A 24,949-nucleotide genomic window follows, 5' to 3' on the forward strand; every position below is an offset into this window, starting at 1 on the left:
ATGTTTTAGGAGGGCTGCGCATCGGGGCGAGTTGCGCCGATCACAACAATACGATGCGGCACCGCCCCGACGGAATTCGCACGTAAGTTCAAGGGAGACGGATAGTGATCCAGGGCAATGCGCGCTCACGTCGAGCGCATTCGAAACTGACTGCCACGGCCTCGCTGGTGGCGCTGCTGGCCATGGGCTGGAGCTCGACCGCCTTCGCGCAGCAAAGCGACACCACCGACGATCAGAGCCAGAATGATCAGCAGCAGTCGCAGGCGACCGGCAGCGGAACCACCGCTCCCAGCGGCGATCAGGACGCGACGGCGCAGACCGACGGCGTCGCGGGTCAGCCCGCATCCGATATCGTGGTCACCGGCGTGCGCGCCAGCCTTCAGTCGGCGCAGAACATCAAGCGCAACGCGGGACAGATCGTCGATTCGGTCGTCGCCGAAGACATCGGCAAGCTGCCCGATCGCAACGTCGCAGAAGCGCTGCAGCGGATTACCGGCGTCCAGATCCAACGCAGCTATGGCGAGGGAAGCTCGATCGCCATTCGCGGGCTCAGCCAGGTTCGCACCGAAATCAACGGACGCGACGTGTTCACCGCGAATGGCGGGCGCACGCTCAGCCTGGAAGATGTGCCGTCCGAACTGCTGGCGGGAATCGATGTTTACAAAAACCCGTCGGCCGAACTGATCGAAGGCGGCATTGGCGGCCTCGTCAACCTGCGAACGCGCAAGCCCTTCGACTTTGACGGCTTCAAGCTGTCGGCGAGCGGCGGCATCAATTATTATGACCTGTACGGCAAGAGCAAGCCGCAGGCCAACATCCTCGTGTCCGATCGCTGGGATACCGGAATCGGCGAAATCGGCGTGCTCGTCGATCTGGCGTATCAGAAGACGGCATTCCGTCAGGATCAGATTTCCAGCCAGCCCTTCTACCTGCTCGACGAAAGCGACGAAACCGACGCTGCGATCGCCGCCGGACTGGGCCGCACGGGGCAGGACACCTATCTCGCGCACGGCGTGGGCATCGGTCAGTATCTTGGCGATCGCCGCCGGCTTGGCGCCGATGTGGCCGTGCAATGGCGCCCGACCGATACTCTGCAATTCACCGGCGAATATATTCGTTCGGACTACAAGTTCCGCTACGGCGATTACAGCTATTTCGCCTATACCGGCGATGCGACCATCACCCCGGACTATACGCAGCCTTTCAGTTTCGACGATGACGGCAATTTCCGCAGCGGCACGTTCGTCAACGTGCCGGTGAACGCGAATACCAGCCTGGAAACGCGCAATTCGGTTACCAATGACTATTCGCTGCACGGCGTCTGGAACCCCTCCTCCGATCTCGAAGTGAGCGGCGATTTCCAGTATATTCGCGGCACGACCGACAGCGAGCGTTCGATCGTCATCCTGTCTTCCACCGCCGAGCGGCTTTATACTTCGGTGGGCGACGGTGTTCCGACGATGCTCATTTACGGCGATGGCGACGCCAGCAACGGCGACGGGTCGACCACCAATTTCGACAATTACCGCACCGGCGGCGGGTATCTCGACCATATCGAACATTCCGTCGGCACCGAATATGCTGGCCGCTTCGATGCGAAGTATCAGCTTCACGGCGGTTTCCTTCGCGCGCTTGAAGGCGGTTTGCGGTACACTGACCGCTCTGCGGTGACCGACAGCAGCACCTATGCCTATTACGGCATCGCAACCGCGCTGCCCGATTCGCTGCTGGAGGTTCGTCCGTTCCGCGGCGACCTGTATCGCGGTTTCGACGGCGTCCCGACCGGCGCTGTTTTCTTTAACCGGAACATAGTGCTGGACTATGATGCCACGCGTGAAGCGCTGGCCCCCTATGTTTCGGAATCGCAGCAAGAAGCCCTGCTCGACGGCGTGAGCTATGTTCCCAGCGACCGGAATACGCAGGGCGAAAAAACCTATACCGCTTACGGACTGGTCCGCTTCGGCAGTGACGATTTCGCGGTTCCGTTCGAGGGCAATATCGGTGTCCGCGTTGTCCGGACCGAAGTAAGCACCGCCGGCTATCAGGTCCGCACGCCGCAGGTGCAGGTCGGCACCGATGACGACGGCAATCCGATCTATGGCAACGGCGATGTCGAATATCAGCCGATCAGCGTCGATTCGAACTATACCAAGGCGCTGCCCAGCCTGAACCTGACCTTCCACCTGACGCCCGAATTGCAGTTGCGGCTGGCGGCGTCCGAGGCGCTTTCACGCCCCAGCTTCACGCAGCTCAACCCGAACATCAACATCGTCGAATATAATCCCACGAATTCGCAACGCACTGCCTCTTCGGGGAACCCAGATCTCCGTCCGCTGACCGCCAAACAGCTTGACGCGAGCCTAGAATATTACTTCGCCGATACCGGTATGATCTATGGCGCGGCGTTCTATAAGAAGGTCGACGGGTTCATCGCCAATGTCGTTACGCAGGAAACCTATACCTTCGGCGACAGCAGCTACACCTATGATGTGACGCGCCCGGTCAACGGCGATAATGGCAAGATCAAAGGCTTCGAAATCGGCGGCAATACCTTTTTCGACTTCCTTCCCGGGTGGCTGTCGGGCTTCGGTGCGCAGGCGAACTTCACCTATGTCGACAGCAAGGCGCCCAGCCCGCAAGCCACCGACAATGAAGGCAACCAGCTTCTGGTGCCGCTCGAACTGCTGTCGAAATACAGCTACAACCTTGTCGGCATTTACGACAAAGGCGCGGTTTCGGCGCGCGTCGCGTATAACTGGCGCAGCAAATATGTCGTGACGACGCAGGGCAACGGATCGGGTAACTTGCCCATCTTCAACGCGCCGCGTGGTCAGCTCGATGCCTCGTTCACCTATACGGTCAACCCGCATTTCGCGCTCACGGTGGACGGGACGAACCTGACCGATACCGAAAACCGCACCTATTACGGCATCGAAAGCCGTCCGCAGTCGTCGGTGCTGAACGATCGCCGGGTCAGCATCACCGCCCGCATCACCTACTAACAACCACTCCTACAGTTCCCCCTGTGAGCCGGAGCCTAGTGCCCCGGCTCTTTTTTTGCCTGCCGCCATCTACAAAAAAGCGGATGCCGACCCCATGTCGAACATCCGCTTTTTGTCGCTTTGCACCCGACGCCACATGACGCCGGGCACAGTATGTCGGCGCGTCAGCCGGGGCGTTTCACGGTTACTTCGCTGCCCGTATAGGCCACCGTGACATCGGCAGCGCCGTCCAGGTCGAGCGGCTGCCCCGGCTTGATCCAGCGGATGCGGAACGTGCGGCTGGCGGGCATGCCGTCATAGCCCTTGCCCTGCCGCGCACCGATGAAAACGCTGCCCGTCGCATCGTCATAGCGGATCGGGATGCGGCTATATTTACCGGTGCGATAGCCCTCGCTCGTCCCGTCATCCTCATACAGGCCGAACGATCCGTCCGCTCCCGTATAGATGTTGAGCGTTACCGGCGCATCGGGCTTCTGATCGACATATTGCTGGACCGGCCCCATCGGAACAATCGCGCCTTCGCGCACGAACAGCGGCATGCGTTCATAGGGCGCATCGACATTTACGCTCTTTCCGCCCGCAACGCGTTCACCGGTGTAGAAATTGTACCAGCCGGTCGAAGCGCTGGGCAGATACACCTCGCGCGAGCGCGCCTTGTAGGTGGTGACCGGCGCGACCAGGAAGCTGTCGCCGAACAGATATTCGTCCGCGCTGTCGCGCGCCTGCCTGTCGTTCGGAAAGTCCATGACAAGGCCGCGCATGATGCTGCCGTCGTTGAACCACGTGTTCGCCGCCTGGGTGTAGATATAAGGCATCAGGCGATAGCGAAGCTGATCGTACCAGACCATCGACTTGCGCATCGGCGAACCGTCGGGCGAAATCTCGTAAATCTCGCGATACGGATATTCGCCATGGCTGCGGAACAGCGGGCTGAATGCGCCGAACTGGAACCAGCGCAGGTTCAGTTCGCGCCATTCGTTCAGGTCCTCCGGCTTTGGATTGTCGGTCGAATAGCGGTCTTCCAACGCAAACCCGCCGATATCGTGCGTCCAGTTGGGAATTCCCGACATGGACAGGTTCACCCCTGCCGAAATCTGCGCGCGCAGATCGTACCAGCGGCTTGCAACGTCGCCGGACCAGAGCGCCGCGCCTGCGCGCTGCAGCCCGCCGAACCCCGACCGGGTAAGGATGAACGGGCGGACATCGGGTTTGAACTGGCGCCAGCCGTCATGCACGCCCTCGGCATGAACCAGCGGAAAGCTGTTGAAATATTCGGCCGCCGGTCCCTTGGCGTTCGGCCCCATCGTCTTGATGCGGTTTTCGATCGACAGGTTGGAGTGAATGTCGGGTTCGGTCGCGTCCATCCACCAGGCATCGACGCCCAGCACGGCCAGCTTGTCCTTCATCTGCCGCCAATAGATTTCGCGCGCTTCGGGGGCATAGGGATCATAGTCGGTGTTCAGATAGCCTTTACCGACCCAGTCCTTGTTCCCCATCTTCAGGTTGCCGTGATAGGTATATCCTTTGGCATCCAGTTCCTTGTAATTGTCGGTCGTCGGATAGAATTTGGGCCAGACCGAAATCATGAAGTGCGCGTTCAGATCGTGCACCTTGTCGATCATCCCCTTGGGATCGGGGAAGCGGCTCTTGTCGAAATCGTGGCTGCCCCATGCGTCCTCGGGCCAATAGAACCAGTCCTGCACGATATTGTCGAGCGGGATGTCGCGTTTGCGATACTGTTCGACCACGTCAATCAGTTCGTCCTGCGTCTTGTAGCGCTGGCGCGACTGCCAGAAGCCATAGGCCCATTTGGGCATCATCACGGCCTTGCCCGTCAGCTTGCGATACCCCGCGACCACGTCGTCCATGTCCTTGCCCGGCACGAACCAGTAATTGACGGCATGGCCGACATTGCTGGAAAACCAGACCGAATGGCGGTCGGCATCGGCAAGCGGGTCGTTGTGGAAGAACGCCATATATCCGGCGTTCGGTTTCCATTCGATGCGGACACTGGCCGGCTTGCCCTTGGTCATCGGAACTTCGAAGTTGGCATACCAGGGATTCCAGTTCTGCCGCCAGCGATTGAGCACTTCCTTGCCGTCGATAAAGACCTTGAAATAACTGGACCCATACAGGCGGAACTTGTGCATTCCGCTCTTGTCCGGGGTCAGCTCACCCGTCCAGACGACCTTCTGGCTTTCGGTCGCATTGCCTGCGGTGTTCTGCCCGCTATCGGCGGCGACCGTCTTCGCCTTGGCGGCTTCGGGCCATTTGTCCTGGTCAGAGATATATTGGTAATCGATTGTCGCTTCGCGGCGAGTCACGGCAAGCTTGTCATCCAGATAATATTGCGCGGTAAAGCCGGGCTTGCCCCCGCTCGTCACCTTCATGCCCTGCCCCACAAAGGAATATTCCTTCGGATTGCCGAACCGGGTGATCGAGTTGTTGTCCCACAATATGCCGTAATTGCGCGTCGACACCAGAAACGGCACCGCAATGTCCATATTGTGCTGGGCGAGTTCAACGTCCTCGCCATTATAGTTCATCTGGCTGTTCTGGTGCTGGCCCAGGCCATACAGCCCCTCATCGGTGCCGCGATTGAATTGCTGGGACACCGACACGAAAGGCTTGCCCTCGATCGTCTCGGATGTGAACACGGGCTGGCCCGCCTGATCGAGGAGCAGCTTCCCACTGGCATCAAGGAAGCGAACCTTGCCGGTGGCAAGATCGATATCGGCGGTATCGCGATCGGTTTTCAGAAGGACGTGGCCGTTCTGATCGGCGATCGAAAATTTGCCCGGCTTTGGCGGAGCGGGCACCATCAGGCTGGTATCGCGCGGCGCGCCTGCTTTCGTCTTCGGTGCGGCGATGACGTGGAAAATGCCATCGCCGTGAACGGTAACCTTCACCGTTGCCGCACTGCCGTTCGCGGGCGAAACGACGACCCCGTCATCGGTGCGCGAATACCTGCCCGCCTGCTGCGCCATTGCCGCCGGGGCCATCGCGCTTGCCGCCATCAGCGCGGAAACGATCATTGCCTTGCTCATATCATCCGTCCTCGTCGTCCAGCCCGCGCGCTCGCCGGGCAATTTTGTTTTCAGCGATAGCTGCCCATGATGACTTTCAGCAGCACCGGCTGCTCGATCAGGTTGATGCCGTAGTCTGTCTGATCCCCGTTCCACACACGGTCCATCACCCATTTTCCGTCATCGAAATGCCCCTGTTCGACACGCACGACCATGCCATGCTCAGGCCCGCCCTCGGCCGCTTCGAAATGCATCCGGACATGATCGCCGGTCATCAGAAACTCGTTCGGCGAAAGCTGCGCGACGACGACGCCGCCGACGGGCTTGTCGGCCCAGGGCGGCGGCGTCTGGTCAAGGAAATCCCAGTCCTTTTCCCCAAACTGCCACTCGCCATAGCTGGTGGAAATTTTCCATTTGCCCATGACCGTCGATTGCCCGGACCCGTCGTCAGGCTTCGATGCGCCCCATGTCGGGTGCGTGAAGGCGATGCGGGACCAGTTGCGCCCCATCGCCTCGAACGCCGCATATTTGGACGCGAACGCATCGAGCGTATCATCGTCAAGGCTTTGCGCGCCCAGCGGATAATTGAAATATCCGGTGTCATCCATGCCGAATGGCGAAAAGCCGATCGCGCCCAGCCCCATCGCCTTGTAGAAGTACCGCGCATATTCCGCGGCATTGCCGATTTCCGGCACCATCAGCGGATTGTCGGGGCGGGCATAGCTTTCCAGATACGCATCGACATCCTTGCTCTTGCGATCATAGATGTCGGGCGCTTCGAAATCGATCGCTGGCGCCGCCGCCTTCCAGATGTCGAGCACGTCCTGTTGCGGCCCACCGCTCGAGACCGCCGTCGGCTCCGGCGTCTTGAAGGGATCAGCAAGCGAAGCGTTCACATACATCGGGATCGGCTTCACCGCCTTACCCGCCGCCGCGATCTCGTTGATGTACCGTGCGGTATACCAGGTATTGAACGCGCGATCCGCCTGATCTGCGAACACCGCGCTCCAGCTGCCGGGTTTCTTGCCCAGCGCGCTGACAAGCGTATCGGGCACCGGGCCATCGAACAGCTTCTGCGCTTCGGGGCCGTAATCGCGCGGGCTGCGATAGCTACCGACTTCATTTTCCGGCTGGACCAGGATCACCGTATTCTGCGGATCATGCGCCTTCAAATAGGTCATCAGGGCAACGAAAGCGCGCTTGTCCGCCTCCAGCGTGGAACGGTGCATCGGCGACAGGACATAATGGTCCTTGCCATCCCGCGTCTTCATCCTCGGAAAGCGCCGATTGTCGAGCTTTACCCAATCCGGGGCATAGCCGGGCGCGGTATTCTTCCAGGTTGCGAACCACAGCAGGACAACCCGCTTGTCGTGCGCGCGCGCCTGTTCAAGCAGCGTCTGGACAAAGGAGAAATCGAATTTGCCCTCTTCGGGTTCGATCTGCTGCCAGGCGACCGGAATTTCGACGGTATTTGCGTGGATCCGGTCGAGCACCGGCCAAACCTTTGGCAGCGCCGCGGCGTAGTTGCTCGAATTGTTCACCTGCCCGCCAAGAATGGTGAAGGGTTCGCCATCGACGATCAGCGCGTGGCGGCCGTTTCGGGTCTGGATTTGCGGAACCGCGCCTTGCTGCGCCTGTGCGAGCGCCGGAACGGCGGTAAGCGTCATCGCGGCCCCGGCGGCCACGGCGGTCAGACGTGCGATCAATCAATCCTCCCTCGGCGCAGGCTATGTCCCGCGCTCTCTTGACGTACGGGCAGCGAGCCGGAACGCTTTCCGGTACGCATACCCGTGCGACCCTCTTTCAACAAAGGTAGAATTTCAAGTATAAATGACTGCTTCACGTATGGGACAGGCTGTCGAATCCCTTTGCAACGATCGTTGGATAAAGCGATGGCGAAGTGAAAGAAGGTGATTGGCTGAACGTGACGACAGATTCGAAATACCGCGCTCCGGCGTTGCAAAAAGGGCTGGCGATCCTCGAAACGCTCGCCAACTCGCGAATGCCGATGAGCATGTCGGACATTTCGACGGCGTTGGAACGATCTCGCAACGAAATCTTCCGCATGCTTCAGGTGCTGGAGGACATGCGCTATATCAGCCGCGACGAAGCAGGCGGCTATTCGCTCACCAACCGCCTGTTCGCGCTTTCGATGCGCCAGCCGCCGATCCGCGACCTGCTGTCGCTCGCCTTTCCGCTGATGACCGAACTTGCCGAAGAGGCGGGCCAGTCCTGCCACCTTGCCGTGGCGTCGGGTGCGGAAATGGTGGTGGTTGCGCGGGTGGAGGCACCCGGCCTGCTGGGCTTCGCGGTGCGCGTGGGATATCGTCGCCCGCTCCACCTTTCGGCATCGGGCCTTGTCCTGCTCGCCTTCGAACCTGCCGAACGGCAGGCGCAGATGATCGACGAAATCGACCTGCTCGACGGTGCGATCGACCGCGCCGCGCTGCTCAGCCAGCTGAACGACATCGCGGCGCAGGGCTATGTCGCCCGCGAAAGTGGCATGATCAACGGCATCCTGGATATATCCGCGCCGATCCTTGCCGCCGGCGAAGCGCGCGCCGCGCTTACCGTACCCTATGTCAGCGGCGCGGGAGCCAAGCTGGATCGCGCACGCGCCAGCGAGATGGTGTGCGATACCGCAAGAACCGTTTCACACGCGCTGGAAGGGACGCAGATCGAATAGCCGACGCGATTCACCAGCTTAACCGGCCGGATCGCCATACACGATGCCGCGCCCGTCGGTGCCGACATAGACGCGCCCGAAACGTTTCGGATCGCCGATGATCAACCGGAAGCGCATCCCCCATTGGTGCGCATCGTCGTTGATCCGCATCCAGTGCGCCCCCCCGTCGATCGATCGCCACAGCGCGTTCAACCCATCCTTTTTGCCGATGGCGTAGACCGCAGGCCAGTTGCTGCCGGGCGCGCCCTTGCCCAGCCCGTAATAAGCGACCGACAGCGCGCCGCTCGATACGCGCCAATGTTCGCCGAAATCGGTTGAACGGTATAAACGTTCCCCGATGCGCAGCCACAGTACCCCCGCCCTGCCCGGCACCGCACGCATCGGGTTCTGCGCTTCCCGCCACGTCGTTTTCGCAGCCGACAGGTCGGCGGGAAGCCCGGTTCCGGCAACGCGATGAAACGTCGCCCCGCCGTCATCGCTGCGCATCAGCCGATTGGCGGCGAAGTCGATCGCGTAAAAGCGTTTCGGGTCCGCCTTGTCGGCGGTGGGGCGGCTGCCGACCGGCATACCATTTGCCCGCTGCCAGCTTCGCCCCCGGTCGCGGGTCAGCATCGGCAGGTTTGTCCCGGCAAGGAAGGTGCCGCCATCCGCCGAAACCACGACGGGCGCATCGCCGGTGCGAATCGGCGGCGGTCCGTCGATCGGCTCGGACGGCCGAACAATGTCGGGTGTCAGCGGCTGCCAGCTACGCCCGTAATCGTCAGACCATGCAAGCGAAGCGCCGGGCACCAGCCGGGTATGCGTGCTCCCGCTGCGCACCATGATGTTCGGCGCAATTCCCCCATAATCGAGCGTGTTGGTGTTGGTGAGATACGGATTGGTGTGCACCGTCGGCGGAGAAACCGTCAGATCGTCGTGCCGGAAACCCGCAATGTCGCCAAAGCCGGAAACCAGCGGCGGCCCGTCCGCTGGGCTGATCATGGTGATGATCGCGGTCTGTTCGATTCCCTTGGTCCAGGGAAGCCATTGCATCCGCCCGGCCTTGTCGAACTGCCGCGTGGCGTAGAGCGTCGCACCGGTTGTATAGGCGGCATGTCCGGCATCGAACGGATCGATGGCAAGTCCCGCGATCCAGTGTCCGAAATCGGCATGGTCACCGTCAAGGTCCAGGAACGGCGTTGCCGACACGTCGCGCACCGAGCGGCGGAACAGTTCATCCCAATGGCCGCCGCCATCGCTCGACCGCCATACCGTATCGACCGGGTGATAGCGGTCGATCGTGCTCACTGCGATCACGTTCGGATCCTGCGACGATACTGCAACGCCCATATACCCGCCGACGGGAGCATCGGCGCGCTGGTCGGGAGTTACGTCGCGCCATGTTCCTCGGCGAAGATCGTAGCGCCACACCGCGCCGCGCGTGACGCCATTCGGGCCGATCGCGTCGGAATAGGTGATGGTCGCGACATGATCGCCGCCGATGACCGCCTTTACCGGAAGAAGGTCGGTGGCGGGACCGCCGGGAACGACATGCCAGCTTGCTCCCCCGTCCTGCGACAGGAACAGATGATGCTTGCCCGGATCGGCACTGCCGACCAGCATACGACCCGGCGTTGCAGGATCGAACACGACGAAACTCAGCCCGCCGTGCGTCGCGCGGCCTTCTTTCGGAATACCCAGCCCCGGCAACGGAAAGCCATCGACCTTTCGCCAGTGCGCCGCGCGATCATCGCTGCGCCACAGCCCCTGATGGCGCGAGCCGAAGAAAAGCGTCGCGCGATGCGCAGGATCGATCGCCAGTCGCTCGCCAAGCCCGCGACCGTCTTCATTACCGCCCATTTTGAACGGCACCGGCACGATCTTCCAATGCGCGCCGCGATCGTCCGAACGCATCATCGCTGCGGGAGAGCGCCACGACATGCCCGTCGCCAGATACACCCGGTCGGGATCGACCGGATCGGGCGCAACGCTTTCGACGCCCATATAGCTGCCTTCAGCCATGCCGTCTTCTAGCGGAATCCAGCGCCCTGCACGGTGATCCCACCGATAGGCACCACCCATATCGGTCCGCAGATAGGCAAGGCCGCGCTCGGCCCGACTGAAAACAATGCCGGGCGCAAAACCGCCGCCGCCCACGCGAACATTATGCCATATATAGGGTATCGCGCTTTGCCCGCGCGCCGTTACGGCATTCGCGGTCAAAAGCGGCATTAGCGCCAGACCGAGCGCAAATATGGGTCGAAATTCTCTCATACGCCCCTTTCGATGCACTTTACTGGTGCAATGCGTGTTTATATCCGAAACTGGCATTTCCTTATTGCTTCGGCAACGCTAACATCGCGCCCAAGCCGCGCCAGCCGGTGCCCAAGGATTGCATGCGCGACAGGTTCGCCAGAGAGGATTGAAATGACCGACCTTTCCCCCCCGCACTTCCGCAACGTGCGCGCATCGTTTTGCGCCGCACTGCTTGCCTGCGCAGCGCTGCCCACCGTGGCGACGGCGCAAACCATGGTGGACGGCGATCCCCATGCCGACGACCCGTCGGGGATTGTCGACAATCCCTGCCCGCAGCATGCCATGCCTACCGATGGCACGGGCTGGCATATGTGGAACCTGCACATGCTGACCCGCGATTTTGGCCAGCTTTGCCGCTATCGCGCCGCCAATTCCGACTTGAAGGCATCGGGCAAGCCGGTGCGCGTCGTCTTCATGGGCGATTCGATCACCGACAACTGGATCAACCTCGACAAGGAATTCTTCGTCGATGGCCGCGTCGATCGCGGCATCAGCGGGCAGACCACGCCGCAAATGCTGGTGCGGTTCCGCGAGGACGTGATCGACCTCCACCCGCAGGCGGTTCATATCATGGCAGGCACCAATGACATTGCGGGAAACACCGGCGCCAGCACGCTGGCAACGGTTCAGGGCAATATCCGCACCATGGCCGAACTGGCAAAGGCGCACGGGATAAAGGTCATTCTGGGGTCGATCCCGCCCGCCGGGCAGTTCCCCTGGGCCAAGGACAAGAATCCCGTCCCAGTCATCAAGGCGATGAACGACTGGCTGCGCGGTTATGCGGCCCAAAACGGCTTCACCTATGTCGATTATCACGCCGCGATGACCACCCCCGAAGGCGCGATGAAGGATGGGTTGTCGAGCGACGGCGTGCATCCCGCGGCAAAGGGATATGCGGTGATGGAACCGCTGACCCTCGCCGCCATCCGCAAGACGCTGGGTCAATAAAGAGGCGCGCCCGATCGGGTGGACACAGAAAAACGGGGAGCAGGCGTATGGTGATGAAGCTGGGCAGACGATCGGTGCTGGCGGGAATGGCGGCTGCGGGAATGGTGCGCCGTGCTATGGCGAAGGGACCGCTTGGCATGCAGACCGGGCCGGTGCAGCCAAACTGGCCCTCGCTGGTCGATAATTACCGCTATCCCGACTGGTTCCGCGATGCGAAGCTGGGCCTGTGGGCGCATTGGGGGCCGCAATCGGTCCCCGAACAGGGCGATTGGTACGGCCGCTTCATGTATATGCAGGGCCATCCGATGTACGATCATCATCTGAAGACCTATGGCCATCCTTCGCAAACCGGCTTCATGGACATTCAGAACAAATGGACGGCCGATCGCTGGGACCCCGACGCCCTGATCGCGCGGTATAAAAAGGCGGGGGCAAAATATTTCGTCGCGCTCGCATGCCATCACGACAATCTCGACTGTTATGACAGCGCTTATCAGCCGTGGAATTCGCTTCGTGTCGGCCCGAAAAAGGATGTCGTCGGAACATGGGAAAAGGCGGCGCGCAAGGCGGGGCTTCGCTTCGGCGTATCCAATCACGCGGCGCATAGCTGGCACTGGTATCAACCCGCCTATGCCTATGATCCCGAAGGGCCGATGAAGGGCGCTCGCTACGACGCCTATCGCCTGACAAAGGCGGATGGCGCGGGAAAATGGTGGGACGGGCTGGACCCGCATGATCTTTACACCGGTCGCCACATGGTCGCCCCCGACGGCATCGACAGCATCAAGGCGATGGACAAATGGCACGCCGATCATGACGGCGAATGGATGGAGCACGGCCCGGCGAACGATCCGGCCTATGTCTCCAAATGGCTGATGCGGCAGATTGATCTGGTGCAGAAATACAAACCCGACCTTGTCTATTTCGACGATTACGGCCTGCCGTTCGGCTCCGCGGGTCTGGAGGCGGTTGCCGATTATTACAACCGGTCGATCGACTGGCACGGCAAGATCGACGTGGTGCTCACCGCCAAGCAATTGAAGCCATGGGAGCGCTTTGGCGTGGTTCAGGCGGTGGAGCGCGGTTTTGCCGACCGGATCTGGGATGAACCATGGCAGACCGGCACCTGTATCGGCGACTGGTTCTACAATGTCGCACGGTTGAACGACCATAGCTACAAGACCGCTGAACAGGTAATCCAGCGACTTTCCGACATCGTTTCGAAGAACGGCAACCTGCTATTGTCGATTCCCCAGCCCGGCGACGGCAGCATCGATTCCGACGAAGAGCGCATCCTCGACCGCATGTCCGACTGGATGGCGGTCAATGGAGAAGCCATCTTCGCCTCCCGCCCCTGGCACAGCTATGGCGAAGGGCCGACGGTGCTGGAAACCGGCATGCAGAATGAGGACAAGGCAAAGCCCTTCACCGCGCGGGACATCCGGTTCACCACCAGGGGCGACACGCTGTATGCCATTTTCCTCGGCTGGCCGCGCGGCACGGCGTCGGTCGCCTCGCTCGGCGCGAAGGCGTTGGGCAACCGGGGGATCGAACGCGTCACGCTGCTGGGCGGAGGCGAGGTGAACCATCGCCAGGATGGCGATGCGCTGCACATCGATTTTCCGGCCAACGCGAAAAACGGGTTCGTCCCGGTACTTCGCCTTAATGGACGGGGGCTGACTGCGTGAGCCTTGTCCTGCTCCACCCCGATGACAATATCCTGATCGTCACCGCGCCGATCGCAGCCGGTGATATCGTCACCGTGGAAGGCGCGCCGATCCCCGCGGCGACGCCCATCGGCATCGGTCACAAGGTTGCGCGGCGTGCGTTGGACGCGGGCGACAAGGTATTGAAATACGGCGCGCCGATCGGGTCGATGACGGCGGCGGTAAACGCCGGCGACCATATTCACATGCACAATATGAAGAGCGATTACATCCCCAGCCATACGCGGGATGCGATCGACCAAAGGAACGGTTCATGATCCCAGCCTGGCAACGCAGCGACGGCCGCAAGGGCATCCGCAACGTGATTGCGGTGTGCTATCTGGTCGAATGCGCGCATCATGTCGCACGACGCATCGTCGACAAGGCCGACCGGGCCGATGTCCAGTTGATCGGCTTTCCCGGCTGCTATCCCAACAGCTATGCCGACAAGATGATGAAGGCGATCGCCACTCACCCCAATCTGGGCGGGCTGGTGATCGTTTCGCTTGGATGCGAAAGCTTCAATCGCGAAGGTCTTGCGCGCGCCGCCGAAAAGAGCGGTCGCCCGGTCGAAACACTGGTGATTCAGGAAGTCGGCGGCACTGCGGCGACCATCGAAGCCGGGCTGGCGGCGGTTGACCGCGTGCGGACTGAGGCCGACCGCGCCGAGCGCACGACGATGGCAATCGACGAACTCGTCATCGGCACCATCTGCGGCGGATCGGACGGGACCAGCGGCATCACCGCCAACCCCGCCGTCGGCAGGGCGTTTGACCGGCTGGTCGAAGAAGGCGCGACCTGCATTTTCGAAGAGACCGGCGAACTTGTCGGATGCGAAGCGATCATGGCCGATCGCGCGGTGACCCCCGAACTTGGGCGCGAACTGATGGCCACGGTGGAAAAGGCCGAACGCTATTACACGGTCATGGGCTTTGGCAGCTTCGCCCCCGGCAATGCGGAGGGCGGGCTGACGACGCAGGAAGAAAAATCGATGGGCGCCTATTCCAAATCGGGCAGTTCGCCGATTTCCGGCATCATCCGCCCGGCGGAGGTTCCGCCCTCCAACGGGCTGTATCTTCTAGACGTCGTACCCGACGGCGAACCGCGCTTCGGCTTTCCCAACATTTCGGACAATGCCGAAATCGTCGAGCTGATCGCCTGCGGCTCGCACATCGTGCTGTTCACCACCGGACGCGGTTCGGTGGTCGGGTCCGCAATCTCCCCGGTCATCAAAATCTGCGCGAACCCGGAAACCGCGCGTCGTCTGGCCGCGGATATGGACGTCAACGCCGGCCGCATCCTTGACGGCGAAGCGAGCATTGATGAGGTCGGAACCGAAATCTACGAACGCACGCTTGCCGTTGCCGGCGGGCAGCAGAGCGTGTCCGAAGCGCTGGGCCATCAGGAATTTATCCTGACCTATAAAAGCTTCGAACCCACCGGTCCCGCATGCCTGCCGCGCGCCAGGGTTGCCTGACGATATAGGAAAAAGCAGCGCTGCGCTTCGCGGTGGTCAGCGCTGCGCGGGCGCGGCATTGGCCGACGGATCGCGCGGGACCGCCGATGCCATGCCCGGGGGTGCGCACTGCGCCGCCAACCGGTCCGCTTCCTCGTTCAGGTCGATCAGGTTGACCGCCTTCATCGTGCCATCGACGCTGGCCTGAATGAAGTGCCCCCGACGGTTGGGACCGGGTCGGCGCTGACCGACGGCGCGAACGATCGTTTCCAGTTTTTGGACGACCAGGCCGCTGAACGCGCCTTCCTTTTCCACGACCAGCACCATGCGGTCGGGCCGGTCGTCAAATTCGCCCGTGTCGGCGAGATCGAACAGCGGCAACGGCGCGCCGTTATAGGTCGCGATGCCGCGAAGCGCCGATCCGTCCGCGCGCGCGCCGGTGACATTGCCGGGATAGGAAATGATCTGTTTGACCGTCGCGAGCCGCGCCGCGCCCTGCCGTTTTCCGGCGCGGAATATTACGAAAGGCTGACGCTCGCCCTTTACTGACGGCGCACCGGCGGCGGCGGGTTTTTCGTTCCCCCCGCCCGGCCGGTCGCGGCGAAGCGCGCCAAGCATCCGCAATTCATCGCTCTTGCGCAATGCATCACTGTCGAGCAGCAGACTTTGCGATCCGTCCGCATCGACCACCGCGCCTGTAAAGAGCGACAAGCGCTGGGCCAGCGACGATGCGAGCGGTCGGACCGATTCCGCGCCCAGCGGCAGGATGCTGCGCACCTTGTCGATCTTCACGCCAAGCATGCGCGTGTCGTCCAGCCGCAATATCACGATCGCGCCGCCCGTGCCTTCCGCCGCACGACCGGAAAGCCCGAGCAGCGCAATATCGTCGATCACCGGAATTTCGTGATTGAGATAATGGACCACGCCGATCCACTTGCTTGACCGGACGGGGCCGGGCTTCAGCTGGATTCCGGGCAAGGTGGCGACGACGATTGCCGCCTCGATCGCCATGCTGGTTTCCGCCACCGACACCATGACGACAGCGCGGCGATTGGTCAGCGATCCCGCCTGCGCATCGGCACTGCTCTCGCGGGCGTGAACCACGCCGGGCAGTCCAAAGACCGCGCCGGGTTCGACAAGTCCCACCAGCATATCGCCGTGCGGAAAGCCGCTGGTGACGATCCGTCCTTCACCGCCGCCCGCAACCTCCAGCGACTGTATGCGTGCTGCGGGAATGCGCGCGAGTCCCGACACCATGTCCATGATGAGGCCGACCAGCGCCCGCTCATACCGCAGGATCAGGATAACCCCCGCCCCATCGTCGCGCGGCCCGAAGCCCAGATGCGCGGCGATGTCGAGCACCGGAATGACGCGCCCGCGGATCACGATGGTACCGGTGCAAGCGCCCGTTCCCGAAAAATCGTGATGCAGCCGATCGGGCATCGGCACCACTTCGCGTATATTTTCCGCCGGGACGGCCAGATCGCGCCCGCACAATCGCATCAGCCCGACATCGAGCGGCTGAACGGCGGGGTTGGGCTGTTGTTGCCCCACGCCCACCGCGGCGGGGGGAGATGCGCAAGTCATCCGTGGTGCGCCTGAGTCGAATGCGCGAGGTCACCGATCAGACCGACCACTTTCATCGTCATCTGCTCCTGCTTCTTCGCCGCACGGGCAATCTCGTCGATCGACTGCGTGGTCTTTTCGACGCTCTTCGCGATGCCTTCGAACGCCGTCTGTGCACTGCGCGAACGTTCGGTGCCATGGGCCACCCGCTCGCCCGATTCCTCGATCAGCTTGGCGATCTCGCTGGCGGCGTCCGCGCTTCGTTCGGCAAGCTTGCGCACCTCTTCGGCAACCACCGAAAAGCCGACACCGTGTTCGCCAGCGCGCGCCGCCTCGATCGCGGCGTTGAACGCCAGCAGATTGGTCTGGCTGGCAAGTTCGCCGATTACACCGACGATCTTCGCAATCTGTCCCGACGACCGGTTGATGAGATCGATCGATTCGATCGCATTGCCGATCGCTTCGCTTCCCTGCGTTGCGGCGCCCTCGGTCTCAAGCGCGTCGACGCTTGCTCCTTCGGCCCCTTTCGAAATGGTTGCGATCGCCCGGATCAGCTCATCGACCATGCCGTGCATTTCCTGGCTCTTGGTCGCGATCCGCTGCTCGAGTTCGACCTGGTTGCTGATGTCGTAGGCATGTTTGATAACGCGCACCGGATTACCCGACAGGTCATAGATCGGGCTGTAGCTCGCCTGGATATAGACGTCGCGACCGTATTTGCCGAGCCTGTGGAAACGCCCCGAATGGGTCTCCCCCGCGTTCAGCAGTCGCCAGAATTCGCCATATTCCTTCGACTTCAGGTAATCGGGCATGCAGAACATGCTGTGATGCTGGCCGACGATTTCGCGTAAGGTATACCCCATCACCGCAAGGAAATTGGCGTTCGCGGTAAGCACGTTGCCGTCAAGATCGAATTCGATCGTCGCCTGGCTGCGCTCGATCGCGTCCAGCCGGTTTTCGGTCTCGATCGACAGCAGCTTGTCCTCGGTCACGTCCATCGCATAGGTGACGAGCTTGTACGGCTTGCCGCACAAATCGAGAATGGGATTGACCGTCGCGCGAATCCATTTTTCCCGTCCGCCCTTGGCAATGCGCTTGAATTCACCCGACAGGAATTCGCCCTGCGACAGGCCTTCCTCGCGCTGGCGATAGGCTTCGCTCTGCGCCACCTCGGGTTCGACCAGCATCCGCTGGTTCTTGCCGCGAAGCTCCTCGATCGAATAGCCGACCATTTTCAGGAAGTTGCGATTGGCATCGATGATCGTGCCGTCCAGCGCGGTTTCCAATACGCACTCGGCGCGGCTGATCGCCTCGACCTTGCCTTCGAACTCAAGCGTGGCGAGCTTGGCCTCGGTCGCATCGATGGCGTATTCGACCACCTTCCATGGCCGGCCGTCCAGGTCGAGGATCGGGTTGAAGCTGGAGGTGGCCCAGATTTCGCGGCCATCCTTGGCCACCCGCCGGAAATATCCGGCTTCATGCTCGCCGCGGCCCATGCGATACCAGAACTGCCGGTAATCGGCATGGATGTGGCACCCCGGATGGCTCGTTTCCTGATGGTGCAGACCGACAATCTCGTCACGGCGATAGCCGAACATCTTGCAGAACAAATCGTTGGCGGTCAGGATGTTACCGGCCATGTCATATTCGACAACCGCATGCTGGCGCCCGACTGCTTCCACCTTGCCTTCGGCCTCGGCCGCGGCGAGCCGCTGGGCGGTGACGTCCATGGCGTATTTGACGATCTTCACCGGCCGTCCGCGAAGGTCCATGATCGGGTTATAAGTCGCCTGGATCCAGATTTCCCTGCCGTCCTTGGCAAGGCGTTTGAACGCGCCGCTTTGATATTCGCCCTGACCCAGCCGTTCCCAGAACTGTTCATATTCGGGCGAGCGCGCATATTCGGCCGTACAGAACATCCGATGATGCTGGCCGACGACGTCATCGCGCTTATAGCCGGTGATTTTCAGGAAATTATCGTTGGCGGACAGGACATTGCCGCCCAGATCGAATTCGATCACCGCCTGGGCGCGGCTGATCGCGCTCAGCAGGCCCTGATGCATCATCGCCTGCTGCTTGGCAGCGGTAACGTCCATCGCGATCTTGACGATGCGTTTTACCGTTTCACCCTCGCGGACGGGATAATATTTCGCGCGGATCCACACCTCGCGCCCGTTGCGCGCCAGCCGTTTGAACTCGCCGTCCTTCGCGGTGCCGTCGCGCAGCCCCAGCCAGAATACCTCGTAATCCGAACTTTCGGTGAACGCGTCTTCGCAGAACATGCTGTGGTTCTGACCGATGACCTCTTCGGGCGCATAGTCCATCAAGTTCAGAAAAAGCTTGTTGGCGCGAAGGATCGTGCCGTCGGGCGCGAATTCGATCACCGCCTGCGAGGTCTCCAGCATTGCGCCGAGTTCGCGCAGGGCATCCTCGCGCTGCGGGGGCTGAAGGCTTTTGTCGGTGGATTGAAAGGTCATGCGGCAAGGTCCCGATGCTTATTATGCCGGAATCCGATGTCGCTCGCCCGATGCGCGGGCCGTCACCGTTTTACCGACGGTGCCATTATAGAAGGATGTTCGCGCGAAGGTTTTTGCGAGATAATAAAAATAGATACGCGCCGCATTGCCGTCGCGATCGCGCGGCCGGCGCATGATCGACCGATGCGCCGCGGTCTGAATCCCGATCGCACGGCAACGACGCTTCGCTGTTCCCTTGCGCGGGCGATCGCAGTATCGCACGCGTTGACGACCGGTGATGCCGAATCGGCCACCTTGCCCCGGCAAGGCGGATCGCACCGCCGACGTCGAAGGTGAAAATGCCACTCCTTGCGTGAAGCACCGACCGGCGGAACGTCATCGTCCCGTCGCGTGACATCCTACTGCAACCTGAAACCGGGCACCCGTTAATGCATGAAGCCGCCACGCACCTGCTGACCGATCATGGCGACGTCGTGGGCTTCGCCATGCTCGTGATCCTGTTCGTTCTGTTCGCCATGGAGCGCTTGCCGCCGGTCGTGCTCGCCGTTGCGGGCGGAATCGCGATGATGGCGCTTGGTTTTGTCAGCACTGACGAACTGCTTCAGGTTTTCAGCAATCCCGCGCCGATCACGATCGGGGCGATGTTCGTCATTTCCGGCGCGCTGCTTCGCACCGGCGCGCTGGAAGAGGTGTCGGGCTGGGTCATTCGCAGAACCCTGCGCAGGCCGCGTCTCGCGCTTGCGGAAATCGGCGGGGGCACGATGATGGCGTCGGCGTTCATGAACAACACGCCGGTCGTCATCGTGATGATCCCGATCATCAAGAAATTGTCGCGGCTGCTGGGTATTTCACCCACCCGGTTGCTGATCCCGCTTTCCTATATCTCCATTCTAGGCGGCACATTGACGCTGATCGGCACGTCCACGAACCTGTTGGTATCGGGCGTCGCGACAGCGCGGGGCCAGCCCGGTTTCGGCATTTTCGAAATTACCGGCGTCGGAATTGTGGTTGCGCTGACCGGCGTGGTGTTTCTCGCCATTATGGGGCCGCTCTTGCTGCCCGATCGCGAACCCGTCGGTGTTTCCGAACAGGGGGAAAGCGACAGCTACCTCTCTCACCTCCTGATCAATTCGGACAGCGGCTATATCGGCCAGCGGATCGATGAAAGCGCCCTCGGTCGGCGTGCCGGGATACGCATTCTTGCCGTACAACGCGGACTGACGCTTCACCGGCAGGATATCGACGCGCTTGAGATCGAGGCTGGCGACCAGTTCGTCGTCGCGGCGAGCCCGGCGGAACTGGCATCCCTGGCGGAGACCGACGATTTTCGCGTCGGTCTGACCGGGATGGGCGGCGGCATCACGATGAGCGGCCCCGATCGCGATCGCGACGCCCGGCTGGTCGAAGCGGTGGTATCGCCCTCGCACCCCATTATCGGACGCCGGCTGGCTGACATCCCCCTTCTATCCCGGCTGAAGCTGCGCGTGCTGGGCCTGTCGCGCCCGCGCCACGTCGCCGGGCCAAGCCTTGCCGAGGTGCGCGTTCGCGCGGGCGACCGCCTGCTCGTCGCGGCAGCGCCGGACGCCGCCGCCGCGCTTCACGGCAACATCAACCTGGCGCAGGTGACCGAAGCGCCGGCGCGCGCGTTCAAACGAAAGAAAGCGCCAATCGCCGTCGCCACCATCATTCTGGTCGTCGGTCTCGCGGCGATCTTTTCGCTTCCCATCGAAGCGCTTGCGCTGGCCGGGGTCGCGATCGTGCTGCTCACCCGCTGCGTCGAACCCGAAGAAGCGTGGAGCGCCATCGACGGCAACACGCTGGTCCTGATTTTTGGCATGCTCGCCTTCGGGCTGGGGTTACAGAATGCCGGCACGGTCGAGCTGATCGTGTCGTGGGTTCAGCCGATGCTGGCAACCGCATCACCGCTGCTATTGCTGATCGGCGTCTATGCGCTGACCAGCCTGCTGACCGAAACCGTCACCAACAACGCCGTTGCGGTAATCATGACCCCGCTGGTGATCGGGCTTGGCAGCGCGCTGAACGTCGATCCGCGTCAGATGATCGTCGCGGTGATGTTCGGCGCCAGCGCAAGCTTTGCCACCCCGATCGGATATCAGACCAACACGCTCGTCTATGGCGCGGCGAACTATCGCTTCACCGACTTTGTAAAGATCGGCCTGCCGTTGAACATCGCTGTCGGGCTGACCGCCTGCATCGCGATCGACTGGCTCTTCTGATCGCGTAAAAACCAGCCGCTGCAGTCCGGCAGCTGAAAAAGCGATGCGCAAACCCAACGCGAATGGTGCCCTGGCCGGACTCACATTCGGCTCTGAGACCGGCAGAAAAGCTGCGATTGTGGCGCATCCTGTTTTCGTGGTCCACTCGTGGTCCCCCCCCTAATTCGGTGCGGAACACGGACCCGAAGTCTCGCCCAGCGAACCTTTTGGGTTCTTTTTTAGGATGATTCGCCCGGCTCTTGCCTCCAATCGGCACGGCCGAAATGGGTCAGCTTTCCGCCTGTCCGGTTTCGGTGGTGGAAGTGAGAGAAGCTGACATTTTGGCGAGCCCATGCTTTTGTCGGCAGGCGCCGATACAGCCGTCATTCGTCGCGTTGGTTGGGCTCGCTACAAGCTGCCGTTGCTTCACCATCAATGCCGCAGATCACCGAGCCCGAGTTCGTTCCACATCCAGGTGAAGTCATAGCTTGCCATTGGGTCGCCAGCGCCCGCTTTCGCTGCGCCATTTTCGAGATATTTGAGCCAGTCGGCGACCTTGGTCCGACCGGCCTTGGTACGGGACAGCGCGCGGGGCGTGTCATCGCCGAGTGCGGGCACGGCTTCATCAAGCGTCCGCGCATATTCCCGGGTCATCATATCGTGGATGACCCGCTCCATTTCCTGTGGCGGAATTTCCAGCTCTTCATCTGGATAGCCGCGCGCGGCATCATCGGCCATGGCCTGCGCCAACGTGCGGATTTCGGTCAGCGGGGCACCTACGCTATTGCTCAGCCATGCACTCATCTGTTCGATCGCGCGCTTCGCGCGTTCCGCGCTGTTCACCTCCACGATCAGTTTGCGGCCTGTGAGTGCCACATTGGCGAAAACGAGCGTGCCGTCGTCCATGCTGGTCACGAAAGCCTGTTTGCCCTTGCCCGGGTTCTTGGCCTTCGCCTCCGGTGCCAGCCAGTTCCAGAAAACCTCGTTGGCGGGCGACAACCATTCCGCCGCGTTCAGCCGTCGTGCAACGCTCTTGCCGATCACGCCCTTTGCCAAAGGGAAAATGATCCGGTGAAAGACCAGATCATCACCGTCAGCGTTAACCAGTTCCGGTTCACCGCCGGGCACGGCCTTGCCCAGGCAGTCCAGCAACCAGATATTGGTGAACATCGGCGCGGAAGCGTGCAGCAATGCATCGTGGTCGGATGGATCGAATCGGGCCGCATGCGGCGGCTCGTCAACAAGCCGGGCAAAAGTATCGAGCAGGCGTGCAGCGCCCTCCGGGCCGAACGGCAAAAGCGCCCCGGAAATGCCAAGCCGCCCGTTCACATTCACAATTCGCGCTGCAATCTTATCCCAGTTGACCAAGGTCCGGGTTGCGCTGTGCTCCCGCACCGTTACCGGGACTGTATCCCGCAACAAGTCGCGCAGCGTCATGGACTGGCCGGGGACAACGTCGCTAATCTCGTAGAGCGACATGGCGCTATCCCGGAGTGCCCGCATATAGGCCTTGTTGGGCGCCTTCTCGTTCCAACCCCGGCGTTTTAGGTAATCTTCGACCAGATTGCGACCATCCGGTTCCATTTCCTGCGTAAGCAGGTCCTCGAAGGCACAGCCCCACAGTGGCCCTTCCCAGTGATCACCGATGAGATCGAACATTGCATCGGGATCAAGCCCGGTCGCCTCGCATGCCGGGCCGAGATGCGCCGACAGCATTTCATCCATCGCTTCGTCCCAAGGCGCTCGACCTGCATACCTCATTAGCCCGGATAGATCATGGGCGGACTTCGCTCGGGACATTCCTTGAAACCTTTCGCATCGATGCGCAGTGCCACCCCGATAGACGGTGCCTCCTGTGTTTCCAAGTTTCCCTGCTGCATCATGCATCAGGGAGTAGATCGAGTTGGGGCGCACAGAGTGGTATACAGAATCCGCGAACATAGCCGCCGTTCGAATAGTCGCACGCCACCCCGAAAGCCGCCCTACGTTCAGGCTGGTGCGGGCGGTGACAATTGGGCTGGATGCGGCCAGACCGCTCTCAGGCGTCGGAAAACTGGAGCTGACATTCCGCAGCAATCTTCAGGCTGACACTTTCGACCCGAACCCGCCCTTCTGGTAAATCGCAGCATTCCTACTTGGCTGCTGGGAGCGGTCACTTTAGGGAAGGCCCCCCTTCGATCGGCGTGTTCGCCCAATTCCGGGAGATCGAATAGGCTTCCTGCTAGAGCAGGTCCTCCTGAGCCGCCTGATAGATCGTCCGGACGGTGGCCTTGAAACCAAGACTGCGCGCAAGCGAGGTATCGCACTGTCCTGCCCATGGATCGTTCAGCGGCTCCGCAGAGCCTTCAAGCGGTCCCCCGGCGAGCGCGCACAGTTCAAGCATCGACACCGGCACGTCGTCGGCAATGTTCACAACACGGCGATCCATCGCGCCGTTGAGGGCCAGTGCCATCGCGGTGGCGATGTTACGGTGATGGATGGTGCTCATCCGGCTGGCGGGATGCCACGCGCTGGCGGCCGCGTGGGGGGGAATGGCTTGGATATGTCGCCGTCGCCGTAAACGAAGGGGAAGCGGATGATCGCCCAGTTCAGCCCGCTGTCGCGGACCACCTGCTCCGCCGCGACCTTGCTTGCCGGATAGGCTGGGGTTGGATCGAGTGGGTCATCCTCTTTCGCGGGGCGCTGCCGCGGCTCCTGCGATTCGTAAACGCGCCCGGTGCTTGCCAGGATGAACCGGGCGTCGGACACATTTTCCTTCACTGCGGCAACGAGGTTGCGCGTCGCATCGAGGTTGCTCCGCCAGATCAGTGCCTCGTCCTGCGTGCGGAACACCGATGCGAGGTGGATGACGGCCGACACGCCCTCGAGCGCTGCCGGCAGCGTCGAAGGATCAAGCAGATCGCCCGAGGCCGCCGAGGCACCCTGCGGCGCAGGTTTACCGGCGCGCACGAGCGCCCGGCAATCGTGGCCCGCGGCCATCAGGCGCGGCAGCAGTCGCGTTCCGACGAGGCCCGTCGCGCCGGTCACAAGAATGGTCATTTGCTGTTTCCTTGATCGCTGAACGCATTGAGCCGCTCGGTTGCCAGGCGCAGGACCCGGACGGCCGCTTCTTTGTCAGCATCGCTGATGCCTGCGAACGCTGCTTCGTTGATGACTGTGGAAAGGTCGGGCAACTGACGCCACAATTCAGTCCCGGCGGGTGTCGCGCGCAACAGCTTGCGGCGTTGATCTTTATCATCCGTCACCTGTTCGATCAGGCCCTTTCGGACTAACGCACCGGCGATGACGCTCAACGTCGCGCGCTCGATCTGAAGCAGGTGAACCAGGTCACGCTGCATCGTCGGACCCTCCTGCATGAGCTGATGCAAAATATACCATTGCGTCGAGCCGAGATCGAACGGACGCAGCATGGTTTCCATTGCCGCGCGGCCCGCGAAGTAGCACCGTTTCGCCCAGGCGCCGACCGCACCATGGCGCCCATCAATCAATCCCGATGGGTGGATTACACGGTACATGATCGGTAGGTGTTTCGCGAAACACCGACGTAGCTGACGTTCGAGACGCCTTGGGA

Annotated in this window: 16 protein-coding genes; 7 read left to right on the forward strand and 9 right to left on the reverse strand. The window is 61.7% G+C overall.

The genetic code is table 11. The annotated features are described in order from the left end of the window. Positions 1-104 precede the first annotated feature (104 nt). A complete protein-coding gene (locus tag KY084_RS01965; RefSeq protein ID WP_343227929.1) occupies positions 105-3,002 on the forward strand; it encodes a TonB-dependent receptor in 2,898 nt (965 codons plus the stop codon). Between the two features lie 164 nt (positions 3,003-3,166). On the opposite strand, the gene KY084_RS01970 is transcribed toward KY084_RS01965, so the two are convergent. Both KY084_RS01970 and KY084_RS01975 read right to left on the reverse strand, forming a co-directional pair. Next, positions 3,167-6,049, reverse strand: a complete 2,883-nt coding sequence (locus KY084_RS01970; protein WP_219236722.1) for a TIM-barrel domain-containing protein — start codon at positions 6,047-6,049, stop codon at positions 3,167-3,169. A gap of 50 nt (positions 6,050-6,099) precedes the next feature. Then, positions 6,100-7,695 carry a DUF5597 domain-containing protein gene (locus tag KY084_RS01975; RefSeq protein ID WP_219236794.1) on the reverse strand — a complete coding sequence of 532 codons (1,596 nt, stop codon included), beginning with the start codon at positions 7,693-7,695 and terminating at the stop codon, positions 6,100-6,102. Between the two features lie 233 nt (positions 7,696-7,928). Between KY084_RS01975 and KY084_RS01980 the strand changes: the two genes are divergently transcribed. After that, entirely contained in the window at positions 7,929-8,714 is a 786-nt protein-coding gene (locus KY084_RS01980) for an IclR family transcriptional regulator (RefSeq protein WP_343227930.1), read from the forward strand. An 18-nt stretch (positions 8,715-8,732) separates the two neighbouring features. Here KY084_RS01980 and KY084_RS01985 read toward each other — a convergent pair whose 3' ends face one another. Further along, positions 8,733-10,925 (reverse strand): WD40/YVTN/BNR-like repeat-containing protein, encoded by a 2,193-nt coding sequence (locus tag KY084_RS01985; RefSeq protein ID WP_219236723.1) that lies wholly within the window; start codon positions 10,923-10,925, stop codon positions 8,733-8,735. 195 nt (positions 10,926-11,120) lie between these two features. On the opposite strand from KY084_RS01985, the gene KY084_RS01990 reads away from it, so the two are divergent. Genes KY084_RS01990 through KY084_RS02005 form a run of 4 tightly spaced genes read left to right on the forward strand, consistent with a single transcriptional unit; the run spans position 11,121 to position 15,140 of the window. Continuing rightward, positions 11,121-11,957, forward strand: a complete 837-nt coding sequence (locus KY084_RS01990) for an SGNH/GDSL hydrolase family protein (RefSeq protein ID WP_219236724.1) — start codon at positions 11,121-11,123, stop codon at positions 11,955-11,957. Positions 11,958-12,010: 53 nt separating this feature from the next. Further along, a complete protein-coding gene (locus tag KY084_RS01995) occupies positions 12,011-13,645 on the forward strand; it encodes an alpha-L-fucosidase (RefSeq protein ID WP_219236796.1) in 1,635 nt (544 codons plus the stop codon). Beyond that, complete coding sequence (locus KY084_RS02000) at positions 13,642-13,941, forward strand: UxaA family hydrolase (RefSeq protein WP_219236725.1); 300 nt, start codon at positions 13,642-13,644, stop codon at positions 13,939-13,941. Before KY084_RS01995 ends, KY084_RS02000 begins: the two co-directional genes overlap by 4 nt. Next, on the forward strand, positions 13,938-15,140 hold the full coding sequence (locus KY084_RS02005; protein ID WP_219236726.1) for a UxaA family hydrolase: 1,203 nt from the start codon (positions 13,938-13,940) through the stop codon (positions 15,138-15,140). Before KY084_RS02000 ends, KY084_RS02005 begins: the two co-directional genes overlap by 4 nt. Before the next feature lie 36 nt (positions 15,141-15,176). Here the strand turns inward: KY084_RS02005 and KY084_RS02010 are convergent, their stop codons facing one another. Continuing rightward, positions 15,177-16,706: a chemotaxis protein CheW gene (locus KY084_RS02010; protein ID WP_219236727.1), complete on the reverse strand. Its 1,530-nt coding sequence runs from the start codon at positions 16,704-16,706 to the stop codon at positions 15,177-15,179. Next, on the reverse strand, positions 16,703-19,162 hold the full coding sequence (locus KY084_RS02015; protein WP_246586771.1) for a methyl-accepting chemotaxis protein: 2,460 nt from the start codon (positions 19,160-19,162) through the stop codon (positions 16,703-16,705). The genes KY084_RS02010 and KY084_RS02015 overlap by 4 nt, the downstream gene beginning before the upstream one ends. 428 nt (positions 19,163-19,590) lie before the next feature. Here KY084_RS02015 and KY084_RS02020 point away from each other — a divergent pair, with 428 nt between their 5' ends. After that, positions 19,591-21,399: an SLC13 family permease gene (locus KY084_RS02020; RefSeq protein WP_219236728.1), complete on the forward strand. Its 1,809-nt coding sequence runs from the start codon at positions 19,591-19,593 to the stop codon at positions 21,397-21,399. 411 nt (positions 21,400-21,810) lie between these two features. Here KY084_RS02020 and KY084_RS02025 read toward each other — a convergent pair whose 3' ends face one another. The 4 genes from KY084_RS02025 to KY084_RS02035 form a co-directional block, all read right to left on the reverse strand. Continuing rightward, entirely contained in the window at positions 21,811-23,103 is a 1,293-nt protein-coding gene (locus tag KY084_RS02025; RefSeq protein WP_246586772.1) for a DUF7986 domain-containing protein, read from the reverse strand. A 496-nt stretch (positions 23,104-23,599) separates the two neighbouring features. Further along, positions 23,600-23,866 carry an NAD-dependent epimerase/dehydratase family protein gene (locus KY084_RS16240; protein ID WP_246586773.1) on the reverse strand — a complete coding sequence of 89 codons (267 nt, stop codon included), beginning with the start codon at positions 23,864-23,866 and terminating at the stop codon, positions 23,600-23,602. Then, positions 23,863-24,417, reverse strand: a complete 555-nt coding sequence (locus tag KY084_RS02030; protein WP_246586774.1) for an NAD-dependent epimerase/dehydratase family protein — start codon at positions 24,415-24,417, stop codon at positions 23,863-23,865. Before KY084_RS02030 ends, KY084_RS16240 begins: the two co-directional genes overlap by 4 nt. Continuing rightward, positions 24,414-24,893: a MarR family winged helix-turn-helix transcriptional regulator gene (locus tag KY084_RS02035; protein WP_219236730.1), complete on the reverse strand. Its 480-nt coding sequence runs from the start codon at positions 24,891-24,893 to the stop codon at positions 24,414-24,416. Before KY084_RS02035 ends, KY084_RS02030 begins: the two co-directional genes overlap by 4 nt. Between the last annotated feature and the right edge of the window lie 56 nt (positions 24,894-24,949).

Source organism: Stakelama flava (assembly GCF_019351405.1).
GTDB lineage: Bacteria > Pseudomonadota > Alphaproteobacteria > Sphingomonadales > Sphingomonadaceae > Sphingomonas > Sphingomonas flava_A.

Coding starts and splice junctions, on each gene's coding strand:
- KY084_RS02035 (WP_219236730.1), bottom strand. CDS start 24,893: ATGTACCGTGTAATCCACCCATCGGGATTGATTGATGGGCGCCATGGT.
- KY084_RS01970 (WP_219236722.1), bottom strand. CDS start 6,049: ATGAGCAAGGCAATGATCGTTTCCGCGCTGATGGCGGCAAGCGCGATG.
- KY084_RS02025 (WP_246586772.1), bottom strand. CDS start 23,103: ATGGATGAAATGCTGTCGGCGCATCTCGGCCCGGCATGCGAGGCGACC.
- KY084_RS01985 (WP_219236723.1), bottom strand. CDS start 10,925: ATGCCGCTTTTGACCGCGAATGCCGTAACGGCGCGCGGGCAAAGCGCG.
- KY084_RS02020 (WP_219236728.1), top strand. CDS start 19,591: ATGCATGAAGCCGCCACGCACCTGCTGACCGATCATGGCGACGTCGTG.
- KY084_RS02030 (WP_246586774.1), bottom strand. CDS start 24,417: ATGACCATTCTTGTGACCGGCGCGACGGGCCTCGTCGGAACGCGACTG.
- KY084_RS01975 (WP_219236794.1), bottom strand. CDS start 7,695: ATGACGCTTACCGCCGTTCCGGCGCTCGCACAGGCGCAGCAAGGCGCG.
- KY084_RS16240 (WP_246586773.1), bottom strand. CDS start 23,866: ATGAGCACCATCCATCACCGTAACATCGCCACCGCGATGGCACTGGCC.
- KY084_RS01990 (WP_219236724.1), top strand. CDS start 11,121: ATGACCGACCTTTCCCCCCCGCACTTCCGCAACGTGCGCGCATCGTTT.
- KY084_RS01995 (WP_219236796.1), top strand. CDS start 12,011: ATGAAGCTGGGCAGACGATCGGTGCTGGCGGGAATGGCGGCTGCGGGA.
- KY084_RS02010 (WP_219236727.1), bottom strand. CDS start 16,706: ATGACTTGCGCATCTCCCCCCGCCGCGGTGGGCGTGGGGCAACAACAG.
- KY084_RS02005 (WP_219236726.1), top strand. CDS start 13,938: ATGATCCCAGCCTGGCAACGCAGCGACGGCCGCAAGGGCATCCGCAAC.
- KY084_RS02015 (WP_246586771.1), bottom strand. CDS start 19,162: ATGACCTTTCAATCCACCGACAAAAGCCTTCAGCCCCCGCAGCGCGAG.